The sequence below is a fragment of the Streptomyces sp. NPDC043738 genome, assembly GCF_056436545.1.
Window position 1 is genome coordinate 251,534 of record NZ_JBWKCJ010000004.1, and the last position, 14,507, is coordinate 266,040.

Consider the following 14,507-nt stretch of genomic DNA (forward strand, 5'->3'; position numbering starts at 1 on the left):
GCAACACCACGCCTCACGGTAGGACGATCACCTTGAGTATGGGTCGGGTCAAGGGAACACGCCGGTTTTCGTGAGGCCGTTGAGGTGACCGATGGGCGAGATTCGGCCGTACGGGCGGGAGCAGGCCCGGGACTAGGGAAGGCGCGGGGCCACCAGGTCCCAGACGGTGTCTGCCAGGGCTTCCTTGGGTCCGTACGGGACCGGGGTCTCGGTGCCGTCGGCAGCCAGGATCACCGCCTCGTTCTCGGCCGAGCCGAAGGCCTTGTGCTCGCCGACCTCATTGACGACCAGCAGGTCACAGCCCTTGCGGGCGAGCTTGGCACGACCGTTGGCCAGCACGTCGTCGGTCTCCGCGGCGAAGCCCACGACGATCTGCCCGGGGCGGGCGCGGTCGGCGGAGAGCTCGGCAAGGATGTCCGGATTCCGGACCAGGGTGACTGGTTCCGGCTCCTGCCCCTCGACCTTCTTGATCTTGCCGGTGGCGTAGACGGCGGGACGGAAATCGGCGACGGCCGCGGCCATCACGACCGCGTCGGCATCCGCCGCGGCCTTCAGGACGGCCTCCCGGAGCTGGCGGGCGGTGCCTATGGGCAGCACGTCCACCCCGGCGGGGTCGGGCAGCTCGGTGTTTCCCGCGACCAGCGTGACCCGGGCGCCGCGGGCGGCCGCGGTCGCGGCGAGCGCGTAGCCCTGCTTGCCGGAGGAGCGGTTGCCCAGGTAGCGGACGGGGTCCAGCGGTTCACGGGTGCCGCCGGCGGTGACGACCACATGGCGGCCGGCCAGGTCCTGGACCGAGGCGCCCTGTGCGCCGCGGGCCAGGACCCGGCGACAGAGTTCGAAGATCTCGACCGGGTCGGGGAAGCGGCCCTTGCCCGTGTCGACGCCGGTCAGCCGGCCGACGGCGGGTTCGACGACGATCGCGCCGCGCCGGCGCAGTGTGGCGACGTTCTCCTGCGTGGCGGGGTTCTCCCACATCTCGGTGTGCATCGCCGGGGCGAAGACCACCGGGCAGCGCGCGGTGAGCAGGGTGTTGGTCAGCAGGTCGTCGGCGAGGCCGTGGGCGGCCTTGGCCAGCATGTCGGCGGTGGCGGGGGCGACCACGACGAGGTCGGCGGCCTGGCCGATGCGGACGTGCGGGACCTCGTGGACGGACTCCCAGACCTCGGTGGTGGCCGGGTTGCCGGACAGCGCCGACCAGGTGGCCTCACCGACGAAGTGCAGCGCCGAGGCGGTGGGCACCACCCGTACGTCGTGCCCGGACTCGGCGAGCCGCCGCAGCAGCTCACACGCCTTGTACGCGGCGATGCCGCCGCTGACACCCAGGACGACCCTGGGCCGCTCCCGCTCCCGCTTGTCCATCGCTTCGCCGCTCCCCGAGCTGAAGGTCCGTAGGTCTGTACGCCCCTATGACACACCAAGGGCCCGGCGGTCGCTCCCCCGGCCAGTCGCCGGGCGGTGCCCCCTTGCCGGGCCCTTGGTGAAGTACTGCTGCTTACTGAGCGGGGCCCTCGATGGCCTCGGAGGTCAGCAGACCCGCGTTGATCTCGCGGAGCGCGATCGAGAGGGGCTTCTCGTGGACGTGCGTGTCGACCAGCGGGCCGACGTACTCGAGCAGGCCCTCGCCGAGCTGGGAGTAGTACGCGTTGATCTGGCGCGCGCGCTTGGCGGCGTAGATCACGAGGCTGTACTTCGAGTCGGTGGCCTCGAGAAGCTCATCAATGGGCGGGTTGATGATGCCCTCGGGTGCGGTGATGGAAGAGGACACTCTCTACCTTCCGAAAGGGGATGAAGCCTGGGTGTCACGCGCCTTGTGCCATACGGCACGGCGCAAAATCTCGGCCGGTCCGGGGGCCGGTGCAGCTCCGCGGCGTCAGCCGCCGGCGTTGGGCTCCTCGGATCGATGCAGCATCAAGGCTAGCAGCTCACGGCTCACGTCCTCGACGGAGGTGTTGACGAGCGTCGCGTCGAACTCCTTCTCCGCGGCCAGCTCGACCCTGGCGACCTCCAGCCGGCGCTCGATGACCTCGGGCGCCTCGGTGCCCCGGCCGGTGAGCCGGCGAACCAGCTCGTCCCAGCTCGGCGGGGCCAGGAAGACCAGGTGGGCCTCCGCCATGGACTCACGGACCTGGCGGGCGCCCTGCAGATCGATCTCCAGCAGGACCGGCTCGCCGGCCTCCAGGCGGTCCAGCACCGCCTTGCGCGGGGTGCCGTAGCGGTTGCCCGCGAACTCGGCCCATTCGAGCAGTTCGCCGTTGGCGACCAGCTTGTCGAATTCCTCGTCGTCGACGAAGAAGTACTGGACACCGTGCCGCTCCCCGGGTCGCGGCTTGCGGGTGGTGGCCGAGACCGAGAGCCAGACCTCGGGGTGGACCTTGCGCATATGCGCGACGACCGTGCTCTTGCCGACCCCGGAGGGGCCGGAGAGCACGGTCAGTCGCGGTTGTCTGGCCGGGGGCGCGGGGGTCGTCCCCCCGGAGACTGCAGAACTCATGCAGCGATTATTCCAGCTTCCCGGTGATGCCGGAAAATTCAGGAAGCGGTGCTGCCGAACTCGCGCTCCAGCGACGCGATCTGGTTGGAGCCAAGACCCCGGACACGGCGGCTCTCGGAGATCCCGAGTCGCTCCATGATCTGCTTGGCGCGGACCTTGCCGACGCCCGGCAGGGACTCCAGCAGGGCGGAGACCTTCATCTTGCCGATGACGTCGTTCTCCTGGCCCTGCTTGATGACCTCATGGAGGGATGCACCGGAGTGCTTGAGCCGATTCTTGACCTCGGCGCGCTCCCGGCGAGCCGCGGCGGCCTTCTCGAGCGCGGCTGCGCGCTGTTCAGGGGTAAGGGGCGGAAGAGCCACGCCTACGTCACCTCGGATGTCGAACTGTCGGATACGGACCGGTGTGGAACCTAGTCGCCCCACAACTGCGGAGCAACGAGCAACGCGCTTACGTGCACTGCTCTCGTCGGAGACTAGCGGCCGATCGCGTCAGAGTCAGCGAGAACAGACGAAAAGTCCTGGTCAGACTCTGCTGACCAGGACAATTCGGGACCAAAGTCCCCGCTGGAAGCTCCCTAATCGAGCGCGCTGCGCACTTCGCCGGCGAATCGGTCCGCCGCCGCGCGCAGTGCCGCGGCGTCCGGGCCGTGCCGCAGGACCCCCCGGCTGACGCTCGGGACGACGTGGCGCACCGCGTCGCCGAAGACGGTCGGGAGGTCGGCGGGGGTGGCGCCCTGGGCGCCGATGCCCGGAGCCAGCAGCGGGCCGTTGATCGCCAGATCGAACGAGGAGAGATCGCCGAGCGTGGCGCCGACCACCGCGCCGAAGGAGCCCATCGGCTCGGCGCCGGCGTTCTCGGCGGCGAGGTGGCCGAGCACGGTCGCGGCGATGGTGCGGCCGTCCTCGCGCACCGCCCGCTGGACCTCCGCGCCCTCCGGGTTGGAGGTGAGGGCGAGGACGAAGAGCCCGCAGCCGTTCTCCCGCGCCAGGTCGACGGCCGGCTTCAGCGAGCCGTAGCCGAGGTACGGGGAGACCGTCAGGGCGTCCGAGAACAGCGGCGAGTCCGGGCGCAGGAAGGTCTCGGCGTACGCCGCCATGGTCGAGCCGATGTCGCCGCGCTTGGCGTCCATCAGGACCAGGGCGCCGCGCTCGCGCGCCTCGACGACGGCGGTCTCCAGGACGGCGAGGCCGCGCGAGCCGAAGCGCTCGAAGAACGCCGCCTGCGGTTTGAAGACCGCGACCTGCTCGCCGAGCGCCTCGACGACGGTGCGGGTGAAGCGGGCCAGGCCCGCGACATCGTCGTTCAGGCCCCAGTCGGCCAGCAGTGAGGCGTGCGGGTCGATGCCGACGCACAGCGGGCCGCGCTCGTCCATGGCGCGGCGCAGGCGCGTCCCAAAGGGATCCAGGGTCATCCGGTCACCTTCTTGTGCTCGGCGCCGACCGCGTCGGCGAGGGTGGCGTAGGGGCTGTTGCGCAGCCGCGCGGCGAGTCCCTTGTGGATCGCGCGGCACCAGAACGGGCCCTGGTAGATGAAGGCGCTGTAGCCCTGGATCAGCGTGGCGCCGGCCAGGATGCGCTGCCAGGCGTCCTCGGCGGTCTCGATGCCGCCGACGCCGATGAGGGTGACCCGGTCGCCGACCCGGGCGTAGAGGCGGCGCAGCACCTCCAGGGAGCGCTCCTTGACGGGCGCGCCGGACAGGCCGCCGGTCTCGGCGATCACCTTCGGGTCGGAGGTCAGTCCGAGGCCCTCGCGGGCGATGGTGGTGTTGGTGGCGATGATCCCGTCCAGGCCCAGCTCGACGGCGAGGTCGGCGACCGCGTCGACGTCCGCGTCGGCGAGGTCCGGGGCGATCTTGACCAGCAGCGGGACCCGGCGGTCGGTGACCGTGCGGTCGGCGGCCTCGCGTACGGCGGTCAGCAGCGGGCGCAGGTGCTCGACGGCCTGGAGGTTGCGCAGGCCCGGGGTGTTCGGGGAGGAGACGTTGACGACCAGGTAGTCGGCGTGCGGGGCGAGGCGCTCGGTGGAGGTGACGTAGTCGCCGATCGCCTCGGACTCCGGGACGATCTTGGTCTTGCCGATGTTGACGCCGAGGGTGGTCGCGAAGACCGGGTTGCGGGCCGCCAGGCGCGCCGCGACGGAGGCGGAGCCGTCGTTGTTGAAGCCCATGCGGTTGATCAGCGCGCGGTCCGGCACGAGCCGGAAGAGGCGCTTCTTGGGGTTTCCGGGCTGCGGCTGGGCGGTGACGGTGCCGATCTCGACGTGGTCGAAGCCGAGCATGGCCATCCCGTCGACGGCGACGGCGTTCTTGTCGAAGCCGGCGGCCAGGCCGAAGGGGCCGTGCATCCGGCGGCCCAGCGCCTCGGTGCGCAGCTCCTTGTAGCGGGGCGCCAGGGCGGCGGCGAGGAAGGTGCGCAGCACGGGGGTGCGCGCGGCGCAGCGGATCCAGCGGAAGGCCAGGTAGTGGGCCTTCTCGGGGTCCATGCGCTGGAAGATCAGTCGGAAGAAGAGGCGGTACATCGTTCGGCGGGCCTTTTCGCGGTGAGGGTCGGTCGGGGGGCTCATGACGAGGGGGACACCGCTTCGGTGTCCCCCTCGTGGGCCCTACTCCTCGCGGGCCGCGATGAGATGTTCGGCGTGTTCCTGGAGGGAACGCACGCCCACATCGCCGCGGGCCATCGCTTCGATGCCCTGGACGGCGGCGGCCAGCGCCTGGACCGTGGTCAGGCAGGGGACGCCGCGGGCGACGGAGGCGGTACGGATGTCGTAGCCGTCGAGCCGGCCGCCGGTGCCGTAGGGGGTGTTGACGATCAGGTCGACCTGGCCGTCGTGGATCAGCTGGACGATGGTCTTCTCGCCGTCGGGGCCCTCGCCCTCGGACTGCTTGCGCACCACGGTGGCGTTGATGCCGTTGCGGCGCAGCACCTCGGCGGTGCCGGAGGTGGCGAGCAGCTCGAAGCCGTGCGCGACCAGCTCACGGGCCGGGAAGATCATCGAGCGCTTGTCGCGGTTGGCGACGGACACGAAGGCCCGGCCCTTGGTGGGCAGCGCACCGTAGGCGCCGGCCTGGGACTTGGCGTACGCCGTGCCGAAGACCGAGTCGATGCCCATGACCTCGCCGGTGGAGCGCATCTCGGGGCCGAGGACGGTGTCCACGCCGCGGCCCGAGGCGTCGCGGAACCGCGACCAGGGCATGACGGCTTCCTTGACCGAGATCGGCGCGTCCAGCGGCAGGGTGCCGCCGTCGCCGTTCTTGGGCAGCATGCCCTCGGCCCGCAGTTCGGCGATGGTGGCGCCGAGCGAGATGCGGGCGGCGGCCTTGGCCAGCGGTACCGCGGTGGCCTTCGAGGTGAAGGGCACGGTGCGCGAGGCGCGCGGGTTGGCCTCCAGGACGTACAGGATGTCGCCGGCCATCGCGAACTGGATGTTGATCAGGCCGCGGACGCCCACGCCCTTGGCGATCGCCTCCGTCGACGCCCGCAGCCGCTTGATGTCGAAGCCGCCGAGGGTGATCGGGGGCAGCGCGCAGGCGGAGTCGCCGGAGTGGATGCCGGCCTCCTCGATGTGCTCCATGACGCCGCCGAGGTAGAGCTCGTGGCCGTCGTAGAGCGCGTCCACGTCGATCTCTATGGCGTCGTCGAGGAACCGGTCGATGAGGACCGGGTGCTCGGAGATCAGCCCCGCGTGCCGCTCCAGGTACTCGCCGAGCGACGGCTCGTCGTAGACGATCTCCATGCCGCGGCCGCCCAGCACGTAGGACGGGCGGACCATGACCGGGTAGCCGATCTCGGCGGCGATCTGCTTGGCCTCGTCGAAGGAGAAGGCGGTGCCGTACTTGGGCGCGGGCAGACCGGCCTCGGTCAGCACCCGGCCGAAGGCGCCGCGCTCCTCGGCGAGGTCGATCGCCTCGGGCGAGGTGCCGACGATCGGCACGCCGTTGTCCTTGAGCGCCTGTGCCAGGCCCAGCGGGGTCTGCCCGCCGAGCTGGACGACGACGCCGGCGACCGGGCCGGCCTGGGTCTCGGCGTGCACGATCTCCAGGACGTCCTCGAGCGTCAGCGGCTCGAAGTACAGGCGGTCGGAGGTGTCGTAGTCGGTGGAGACGGTCTCCGGGTTGCAGTTGACCATCACGGTCTCGTAGCCGGCGTCGCTGAGCGCGAAGGAGGCGTGGACGCAGGAGTAGTCGAACTCGATGCCCTGGCCGATGCGGTTGGGGCCGGAGCCGAGGATGATCACGGCCGGCTTCTCGCGCGGGGCGACCTCGGTCTCCTCGTCGTAGGACGAGTAGAAGTAGGGGGTCTTCGCGGCGAACTCGGCGGCGCAGGTGTCGACGGTCTTGTAGACGGGGCGGACGCCGAGGGCGTGGCGGACCTCGCGCACGACGTCCTCGCGCAGCCCGCGGATGTCCGCGATCTGGGCGTCGGAGAAGCCGTGGCGCTTTGCGTCCGCAAGGATCTCGGGTTCGAGCTTGTCGGCGCCGGCGATCTCGTCGGCGATCTCCTTGACCAGGAAGAGCTGGTCGACGAACCAGGGGTCGATCTTCGTGGCGTCGAAGACCTCCTGCGGGGTGGCGCCGGCCCGGATCGCGGCCATGACGGTGTTGATCCGGCCGTCGGTCGGGACCTGGGCGAGCTCCAGCAGCTCCGCCTTCGCGCCCGGGGCGGACACGAAGTCGAACTGGCTGCCCTTCTTCTCCAGGGAGCGCAGCGCCTTCTGCAGCGCCTCGGGGAAGTTGCGGCCGATCGCCATCGCCTCGCCGACCGACTTCATGGTCGTGGTCAGCGTGGCGTCGGCGGCCGGGAACTTCTCGAAGGCGAAGCGCGGCACCTTGACGACGACGTAGTCGAGCGTCGGCTCGAAGGACGCCGGGGTCTTCTCGGTGATGTCGTTGGGGATCTCGTCGAGGGTGTAGCCGACGGCGAGCCGGGCGGCGATCTTCGCGATCGGGAAGCCGGTGGCCTTGGAGGCCAGCGCCGAGGAGCGCGAGACGCGCGGGTTCATCTCGATGACGATGACCCGGCCGTCCTCGGGGTTGACCGCGAACTGGATGTTGCAGCCGCCGGTGTCCACACCGACCTCGCGGATGACCGCGATGCCGATGTCCCGCAGGATCTGGTACTCGCGGTCGGTGAGCGTCATCGCCGGCGCGACGGTGATCGAGTCGCCGGTGTGCACGCCCATCGGGTCGAAGTTCTCGATGGAGCAGACGACCACGACGTTGTCGTTCTTGTCGCGCATCAGCTCCAGCTCGTACTCCTTCCAGCCGAGGATGGACTCCTCCAGGAGCACCTCGGTGGTGGGAGAGAGCGTCAGGCCCTGCCCGGCGATCCGGCGCAGCTCCTCCTCGTCGTGGGCGAAGCCGGAGCCGGCGCCGCCCATGGTGAAGGAGGGGCGGACGACGACCGGGTAGCCGCCGAGTTCGTCGACGCCCTGAAGGACGTCGTCCATGGAGTGGCAGATGACCGAGCGGGCGGACTCGCCGTGGCCGATCTTGACGTTGACGGCCTCGACGACCTCCTTGAACAGGTCGCGGTCCTCGCCCTTGTTGATCGCCTCGACGTTGGCGCCGATCAGCTCGACGCCGTACTTGTCGAGGGTGCCGGCCTCGTGCAGCGAGATGGCCGTGTTCAGCGCGGTCTGGCCGCCGAGGGTGGGCAGGAGCGCGTCGGGGCGCTCCTTGGCGATGATCTTCTCGACGAAGTCCGGGGTGATCGGCTCGACGTAGGTCGCGTCGGCGATCTCCGGGTCGGTCATGATCGTCGCCGGGTTGGAGTTCACCAGGATGACGCGCAGGCCCTCGGACTTGAGGACCCGGCAGGCCTGGGTACCGGAGTAGTCGAACTCGGCGGCCTGGCCGATGACGATCGGGCCGGAGCCGATGACCAGGACGGACTGGATATCGGTGCGCTTAGGCACGCTGGCCCTCCATCAGGGATACGAAGCGGTCGAAGAGGTACGCGGCGTCGTGCGGACCCGCGGCGGCTTCGGGGTGGTACTGGACACTGAAGGCCGGCTGGTCGAGCAGCTGGAGGCCCTCCACCACGTTGTCATTGAGACAGACGTGGGAGACCTCGGCGCGGCCGAAGGGGGTGTCGGAAACCTTGTCGAGCGGGGCGTCGACGGCGAATCCGTGGTTGTGCGCGGTGACCTCGACCTTGCCGGTCGTACGGTCCTGCACCGGCTGGTTGATGCCGCGGTGCCCGTACTTGAGCTTGTAGGTGCCGAACCCCAGCGCGCGGCCGAGGATCTGGTTGCCGAAGCAGATGCCGAACAGCGGCGTCCTGCGCTCCAGCACTCCGCGCATGACGGAGACGGGGTGGTCGGCGGTCGCCGGGTCGCCGGGGCCGTTGGAGAAGAACACGCCGTCCGGTGCGACCGCGTAGACGTCCTCGACGGTGGCGGTGGCGGGCAGGACGTGCACCTCGATGCCGCGCTCGGCCATGCGGTGCGGGGTCATGCCCTTGATGCCCAGGTCGATGGCGGCGACGGTGAACTTCTTCGTCCCGATCGCCGGGACGACGTACGCCTCCTTGGTGGCGACCTGCGTGGACAGGTCGGCGCCCTGCATCTCGGGGGCCTGGCGCACCTTGGCCAGCATGACGCCCGCGTCGGGCAGCGCCTCGCCGGAGAAGATGCCGACCCGCATCGCACCGCGCTCGCGCAGATGGCGGGTGAGCGCGCGGGTGTCGATGCCGCTGATGCCGACGACGCCCTGGGCGACCAGCTCGTCGTCCAGGGAGCGCACCGAGCGCCAGTTGGACGGGATGCGGGCGGGGTCGCGGACGACGTAGCCGGAGACCCAGATCCGCTGCGACTCGGGGTCCTCGTCGTTCACACCGGTGTTGCCGATGTGCGGGGCGGTCATGACGACGACCTGGCGGTGGTACGAGGGGTCGGTCAGCGTCTCCTGATAGCCGGTCATGCCGGTGGAGAACACCGCTTCGCCGAAGGTCTCCCCCACGGCCCCGTAGGCACGGCCGCGGAAGGTGCGGCCGTCCTCCAGGACGAGTACGGCGGGGATCTTGGCGGTCCCCCTGGTGGAGGTCGTCATCGTGCGCCTTCCGTTTCGGTGTGCTCGGTGGTGGTGCTCAGTGCGTTGATGGCCTCGACCCAGGCGGGGTGCTCGCCCGCCCGGTCGGAGCGGAAACCGGAGTCGATCAGCCGGTCGCCGTGCTGCCAGGTGACGATCAGCAGTCCGCCCTCGGTGAGGACCTTGCCGGCGATGCCCTTGTCGAGGCGGGCGCCGCGCAGCGCGGCGGCCGGGACGAAGAAGTCCGCGGCACCCGGCCGTACGACGTCCAGGCCCTGGTCGGTCAGGGTCAGCTCGACGCGGCTACGGGTGCCCAGGCCGCGCGCGACGATCCGGTCGAGCCACTGCCCGGCCGTGGTGGACGCGTGGTAGCGGCCGCTGAGCGTCAGGCGCGGTTCTCCGGGCTCGTCGGGGGTGCCGGGCAGCTCGGGCAGGTCGCCCTGGAGCGTGCCGCGCCACTTCCAGCCCTGTCGCATCAGCCAGTAGACGAAGACCACGAAGACCAGCAGGCCGATGACCCAGCCGATCCGTGCGGCCCAGTCGGTGACCGGCGCGGACTGCTGCGCTTGGGCCAGTCGGATGAGTGGAGGAGTCACGCCAGCTTCCCGTCGACGACCGTTGCGCGGCCCCGCAGGAAGGTGTGGGTGATACGTCCCGGCAGCTCACGGCCCTCGTAGGGGGTGTTGCGGCTGCGCGAGGCGAAGCCCGCGGGGTCCACCTCTCCACGGTAAGCGGAATCGACCAGGGTGAGGTTGGCCGGCTCACCAGCCGAGATGGGGCGGCCGTGGCCCTCGGCCTGCCCGATCCGCGCCGGTGCGTGGGACATCCGGTCCGCGACGTCCGCCCAGGTCAGCAGGCCGGTCTCGACCATCGTCTGCTGCACGACCGACAGCGCGGTCTCCAGGCCCACCATGCCCATGGCGGCCGCGGCCCACTCGCAGTCCTTGTCCTCGTGCGGGTGCGGGGCGTGGTCGGTGGCGACGATGTCGATCGTGCCGTCGGCGAGGGCCTCGCGCAGGGCCATCACGTCGCGCTCGGTGCGCAGCGGCGGGTTGACCTTGTAGACGGGGTTGTACGTGCGCACCATCTCGTCGGTGAGGAGCAGGTGGTGCGGTGTGACCTCGGCGGTCACGTCGATCCCGCGGGACTTGGCCCAGCGGACGATCTCGACGGACCCGGCGGTCGACAGGTGGCAGATGTGCACACGGGAGCCGACGTGCTCGGCGAGCAGGACATCCCGGGCGATGATCGATTCTTCGGCCACCGCGGGCCAGCCGCCGAGTCCCAGCTCCGCCGAGACGATGCCCTCGTTCATCTGGGCGCCCTCGGTGAGCCGCGGCTCCTGGGCGTGCTGGGCGACGACGCCGCCGAAGGCCTTCACGTACTCCAGGGCCCGGCGCATGATCACGGCGTCGTGCACGCACTTGCCGTCGTCGGAGAAGACGGTGACCCCGGCGGCGGACTCGTGCATGGCGCCCAGCTCGGCGAGCTTGCTGCCCTCCAGGCCGACGGTGACGGCGCCGATGGGCTGCACATCGCAGTAGCCGTGCTCCTGGCCGAGCCGGTAGACCTGCTCGACGACGCCGGCGGTGTCGGCGACGGGGAAGGTGTTGGCCATGGCGAACACGGCGGTGTAGCCGCCGGAGGCGGCCGCCCGGGTCCCGGTCAGAACGGTCTCGGAGTCCTCACGGCCCGGCTCGCGCAGGTGGGTGTGCAGGTCGACGAGGCCCGGCAGGAGGACCTTGCCCTCGGCCTCGACGACGTCGGCGCCCTCGGCGGACAGCCCGGTGCCGACGGCCTCGATGGTCTCGCCGTCGATCAGGACGTCCTGGGCCTCGCCGCCGAGCACCTTCGCACCACGGATAAGGATCTTGCTCATGGGTCTTACTTCTCCTCGGTACGGGTGTGGGTGACGGCGGGCTCGTTGCCGCCTAGCAGCAGGTACAGGACGGCCATGCGGATGGAGACGCCGTTGGCCACCTGCTCGACGACCGTGCAGCGGTCGGAGTCGGCGACCTCGGCGGTGATCTCCATGCCGCGGACCATCGGGCCGGGGTGCATCACGATGGCGTGCTCGGGCATCCGCGCCATCCGGTCGCCGTCCAGGCCGTAGCGGCGCGAGTACTCGCGCTCGGTCGGGAAGAAGGCGGCGTTCATCCGCTCGCGCTGCACCCGCAGCATCATCACGGCGTCGGACTTCGGCAGCACGCGGTCGAGGTCGTAGGACACCTCGCACGGCCAGGTCTCGACGCCGACCGGCACCAGGGTGGGCGGGGCGACGAGGGTGACCTCGGCGCCGAGGGTGTGCAGGAGGTCGACGTTCGAGCGCGCGACGCGGCTGTGCAGCACGTCGCCGACGAGGGTGATGCGCCGCCCGCTCAGGTCCTGGCCGAGCCCGGCGTCCGGGCCGATGAGCCGGCGCCGCATGGTGAAGGCGTCGAGCAGGGCCTGGGTGGGGTGCTGGTGGGTGCCGTCGCCGGCGTTGATGACGGGAGCGTCGATCCAACCGGAGGTGGCGAGCCGGTAGGGGGCGCCGGAGGCGCTGTGCCGTATGACGACGGCGTCGACGCCCATCGCCTCCAGGGTCTGGGCGGTGTCCTTGAGGGACTCGCCCTTGGAGACGCTGGACCCCTTGGCGGCGAAGTTGATGACGTCCGCGGAGAGCCGCTTCTCGGCGGCCTCGAAGGAGATCCGGGTCCGGGTGGAGTCCTCGAAGAAGAGGTTGCAGACCGTGCGTCCGCGCAGGGTGGGAAGCTTCTTGATCGGCCGGTCGGCGACCCGGGCCATCTCCTCGGCGGTGTCGAGGATCAGTACGGCATCGTCGCGCGTGAGGTCGGCGGCCGAGATGAGGTGACGCTTCATCCGGTTTTCTCCGTGAGTGAAGGAGGTGTACGGGAATGTCCGTTGAGCGGGCATGCCTGCGGGCCCGGGGTCACCGGGTCCGTACGCGGTGGGCTATCGCTCGCCGGCCGGGGCGGTTTCCTTGACGCCGAGCAGCACGGCGTCCCGGCCGTCCTCCTCGGTGAGCTGGACCTTGACCGTCTCCCGCAGCGACGTGGGGAGGTTCTTGCCCACGTAGTCGGCGCGGATCGGCAGTTCGCGGTGACCGCGGTCGACGAGGACCGCGAGCTGGACGGCGCGCGGGCGGCCGATGTCGCCCAGGGCGTCGAGCGCGGCGCGGATCGTGCGGCCGGAGAACAGGACGTCGTCGACGAGCAGGACGAGCCGCCCCTCGATGCCGTCACCGGGGATGTCCGTGCGGGCGAGCGTGCGGGCGGGGCCCAGGCGCAGGTCGTCGCGGTACATCGTGATGTCGAGCGAGCCCACCGGGATCGTGCGGCCGGTGATCTCCGCCAGCTTGGCGGCCAGCCGCCGGGCGAGGAAGACACCACGGGTGGGGATTCCCAGCAGCACCACGTCGTCCGCGCCCTTGGCGCGCTCGACGATCTCGTGGGCGATGCGGGTGAGCATGCGCGTGATGTCCGGGCCTTCGAGCACCGGCCGCGCCGGGAGCCGGGCCCCCGCGTCGGAACTGTTTGCGTCCATACGAAACGGACCTCCTTCTCCGCCTCACGGGACGGACCTTAAAGGACGTCGGAATAACGCAGTCAGGTTAGCAGGAGCCCCTCCAGGACCCGCCCGCACCCCTGACGGGTGATGGTCTGACCCATTCCGCTTGACGAAGTCAGATTACGCTGCGTAACCTCACAGTGAGTTACCACCGCGCGGCGGAGCCGCATGTCGATACAGCCGTCTGGGGAGCCTTATGTCCAGCGAATACGCCAAACAGCTCGGGGCCAAGCTCCGCGCCATCCGCACCCAGCAGGGCCTCTCCCTCCACGGTGTCGAGGAGAAGTCCCAGGGCCGCTGGAAGGCCGTGGTAGTGGGTTCGTACGAGCGCGGCGACCGTGCCGTGACCGTGCAGCGCCTCGCCGAGCTGGCGGACTTCTACGGCGTCCCGGTCCAGGAACTCCTGCCGGGCACGACACCGGGTGGCGCGGCCGAGCCGCCGCCGAAGCTGGTGCTCGACCTTGAGCGCCTCGCCCATGTCCCGCAGGAGAAGGCCGGCCCGCTGCAGCGCTACGCCGCCACGATCCAGAGCCAGCGCGGCGACTACAACGGCAAGGTGCTCTCGATCCGCCAGGACGACCTGCGCACCCTGGCCGTCATCTACGACCAGTCGCCCTCGGTGCTGACCGAGCAGCTGATCAGCTGGGGCGTGCTGGATTCCGACGCCCGCCGCGCCGTGACGCACGAGGAGATCTGACCTCGCGCGCCTCTGAAGAAACGTACCGCCGCCCCGGACTTCCGGGGCGGCGGTTTTCGTCTGCCGGCCCATAGCCGGGATCGCGCGGGCCGGCGACCGGCGCCCGGCGGCAGGCGCGATACGCCCTCTGGGCGGGGCGGGGCGGACGCGGGGCGCCCGGCGCTGCGGAGGCACGGCGGCGCTCGGCACGGCACGGAGGACGCCACAGGGCGCTTCTGCGGGCATGCGACGGGCCCGGAGCGGTATCCCCCGCTCCGGGCCCGTTCACACGCTCTGCCGACCGCCTACTGCGCCTCGCGCCGCAGGCTCGGCTTCAGCTCCTTGAGCCGGCCGAGGAGGCCGTTGACGAAGGCCGGGGAGTCGTCCGTGGAGAACTCCTTGGCGAGCTGCACGGCTTCGTCGATCGCCACCGCGTCCGGCGTGTCGTCCACCCAGAGCAGCTCGAAGGCACCGAGCCGGAGGATCGAGCGGTCGGCCGCCGGCATCCGGTCCAGGTCCCAGTCGACCGCGTAGGTGGAGATCAGCTCGTCGATTCGGGCGACGTGGTCCGCGTACCCCTCGACCAACTGCAGGGTGTATTCGTTGACCGGCGGCTGCCGGGGGTCGGTCCGGGCGTGACGCATCCAGTCCGCGAGCACGGACTGCACGTCGGCGCCGCGCTGATCGGCCTCGAAGAGGATCTGGAAGGCGCGCTTGCGGGCCTTGCTGCGGGCAGCCAC

General features: G+C 70.7%; 14 protein-coding genes. 1 reads left to right on the top strand and 13 read right to left on the bottom strand.

From position 1 onward, the window contains the following. Positions 1-132 precede the first annotated feature (132 nt). From coaBC to pyrR, 12 genes are all read right to left on the bottom strand, one after another. Positions 133-1,359 carry a bifunctional phosphopantothenoylcysteine decarboxylase/phosphopantothenate--cysteine ligase CoaBC gene (coaBC, locus tag AC0680_RS08375; protein WP_478626003.1) on the bottom strand — a complete coding sequence of 409 codons (1,227 nt, stop codon included), beginning with the start codon at positions 1,357-1,359 and terminating at the stop codon, positions 133-135. A 133-nt stretch (positions 1,360-1,492) separates the two neighbouring features. After that, complete coding sequence (gene rpoZ, locus AC0680_RS08380; protein ID WP_005319902.1) at positions 1,493-1,765, bottom strand: DNA-directed RNA polymerase subunit omega; 273 nt, start codon at positions 1,763-1,765, stop codon at positions 1,493-1,495. Positions 1,766-1,870: 105 nt separating this feature from the next. Beyond that, entirely contained in the window at positions 1,871-2,491 is a 621-nt protein-coding gene (gene gmk, locus AC0680_RS08385; RefSeq protein WP_478626005.1) for a guanylate kinase, read from the bottom strand. 38 nt (positions 2,492-2,529) lie between these two features. Then, a complete protein-coding gene (locus AC0680_RS08390) occupies positions 2,530-2,853 on the bottom strand; it encodes an integration host factor (RefSeq protein ID WP_006607450.1) in 324 nt (107 codons plus the stop codon). A 215-nt stretch (positions 2,854-3,068) separates the two neighbouring features. After that, the gene (gene pyrF, locus AC0680_RS08395) at positions 3,069-3,905 is read right to left on the bottom strand and encodes an orotidine-5'-phosphate decarboxylase (RefSeq protein WP_478626006.1); all 837 of its coding nucleotides are present in this window, start codon (positions 3,903-3,905) and stop codon (positions 3,069-3,071) included. Beyond that, positions 3,902-5,011: a quinone-dependent dihydroorotate dehydrogenase gene (locus tag AC0680_RS08400; protein ID WP_478626229.1), complete on the bottom strand. Its 1,110-nt coding sequence runs from the start codon at positions 5,009-5,011 to the stop codon at positions 3,902-3,904. Before AC0680_RS08400 ends, pyrF begins: the two co-directional genes overlap by 4 nt. Positions 5,012-5,095: 84 nt before the next feature. Further along, positions 5,096-8,407 carry a carbamoyl-phosphate synthase large subunit gene (gene carB / locus AC0680_RS08405; RefSeq protein WP_478626008.1) on the bottom strand — a complete coding sequence of 1,104 codons (3,312 nt, stop codon included), beginning with the start codon at positions 8,405-8,407 and terminating at the stop codon, positions 5,096-5,098. Continuing rightward, positions 8,400-9,542, bottom strand: coding sequence for a glutamine-hydrolyzing carbamoyl-phosphate synthase small subunit (carA, locus tag AC0680_RS08410; protein WP_478626010.1), 1,143 nt, complete (start codon positions 9,540-9,542; stop codon positions 8,400-8,402). Before carA ends, carB begins: the two co-directional genes overlap by 8 nt. Beyond that, complete coding sequence (locus AC0680_RS08415) at positions 9,539-10,117, bottom strand: PH-like domain-containing protein (RefSeq protein WP_478626012.1); 579 nt, start codon at positions 10,115-10,117, stop codon at positions 9,539-9,541. Before AC0680_RS08415 ends, carA begins: the two co-directional genes overlap by 4 nt. Next, positions 10,114-11,400 (bottom strand): dihydroorotase, encoded by a 1,287-nt coding sequence (locus AC0680_RS08420; protein ID WP_478626014.1) that lies wholly within the window; start codon positions 11,398-11,400, stop codon positions 10,114-10,116. Before AC0680_RS08420 ends, AC0680_RS08415 begins: the two co-directional genes overlap by 4 nt. Before the next feature lie 5 nt (positions 11,401-11,405). Then, positions 11,406-12,383, bottom strand: a complete 978-nt coding sequence (locus tag AC0680_RS08425) for an aspartate carbamoyltransferase catalytic subunit (RefSeq protein WP_468976874.1) — start codon at positions 12,381-12,383, stop codon at positions 11,406-11,408. Positions 12,384-12,476: 93 nt separating this feature from the next. Further along, entirely contained in the window at positions 12,477-13,067 is a 591-nt protein-coding gene (gene pyrR, locus AC0680_RS08430) for a bifunctional pyr operon transcriptional regulator/uracil phosphoribosyltransferase PyrR (RefSeq protein WP_384429094.1), read from the bottom strand. A gap of 220 nt (positions 13,068-13,287) precedes the next feature. Between pyrR and bldD the strand changes: the two genes are divergently transcribed. Further along, positions 13,288-13,788: a transcriptional regulator BldD gene (gene bldD / locus AC0680_RS08435; protein WP_384429091.1), complete on the top strand. Its 501-nt coding sequence runs from the start codon at positions 13,288-13,290 to the stop codon at positions 13,786-13,788. Between the two features lie 284 nt (positions 13,789-14,072). Here bldD and nusB read toward each other — a convergent pair whose 3' ends face one another. Continuing rightward, positions 14,073-14,507: a transcription antitermination factor NusB gene (gene nusB, locus AC0680_RS08440; protein WP_478626018.1), complete on the bottom strand. Its 435-nt coding sequence runs from the start codon at positions 14,505-14,507 to the stop codon at positions 14,073-14,075.

Bases quoted from the DNA above. Each gene is read 5' to 3' on its own strand.
- coaBC (WP_478626003.1), bottom strand. From the start codon at position 1,359: ATGGACAAGCGGGAGCGGGAGCGGCCCAGGGTCGTCCTGGGTGTCAGC.
- gmk (WP_478626005.1), bottom strand. From the start codon at position 2,491: ATGAGTTCTGCAGTCTCCGGGGGGACGACCCCCGCGCCCCCGGCCAGA.
- pyrF (WP_478626006.1), bottom strand. From the start codon at position 3,905: ATGACCCTGGATCCCTTTGGGACGCGCCTGCGCCGCGCCATGGACGAG.
- AC0680_RS08400 (WP_478626229.1), bottom strand. From the start codon at position 5,011: ATGTACCGCCTCTTCTTCCGACTGATCTTCCAGCGCATGGACCCCGAG.
- carA (WP_478626010.1), bottom strand. From the start codon at position 9,542: ATGACGACCTCCACCAGGGGGACCGCCAAGATCCCCGCCGTACTCGTC.
- AC0680_RS08420 (WP_478626014.1), bottom strand. From the start codon at position 11,400: ATGAGCAAGATCCTTATCCGTGGTGCGAAGGTGCTCGGCGGCGAGGCC.
- AC0680_RS08425 (WP_468976874.1), bottom strand. From the start codon at position 12,383: ATGAAGCGTCACCTCATCTCGGCCGCCGACCTCACGCGCGACGATGCC.
- pyrR (WP_384429094.1), bottom strand. From the start codon at position 13,067: ATGGACGCAAACAGTTCCGACGCGGGGGCCCGGCTCCCGGCGCGGCCG.
- bldD (WP_384429091.1), top strand. From the start codon at position 13,288: ATGTCCAGCGAATACGCCAAACAGCTCGGGGCCAAGCTCCGCGCCATC.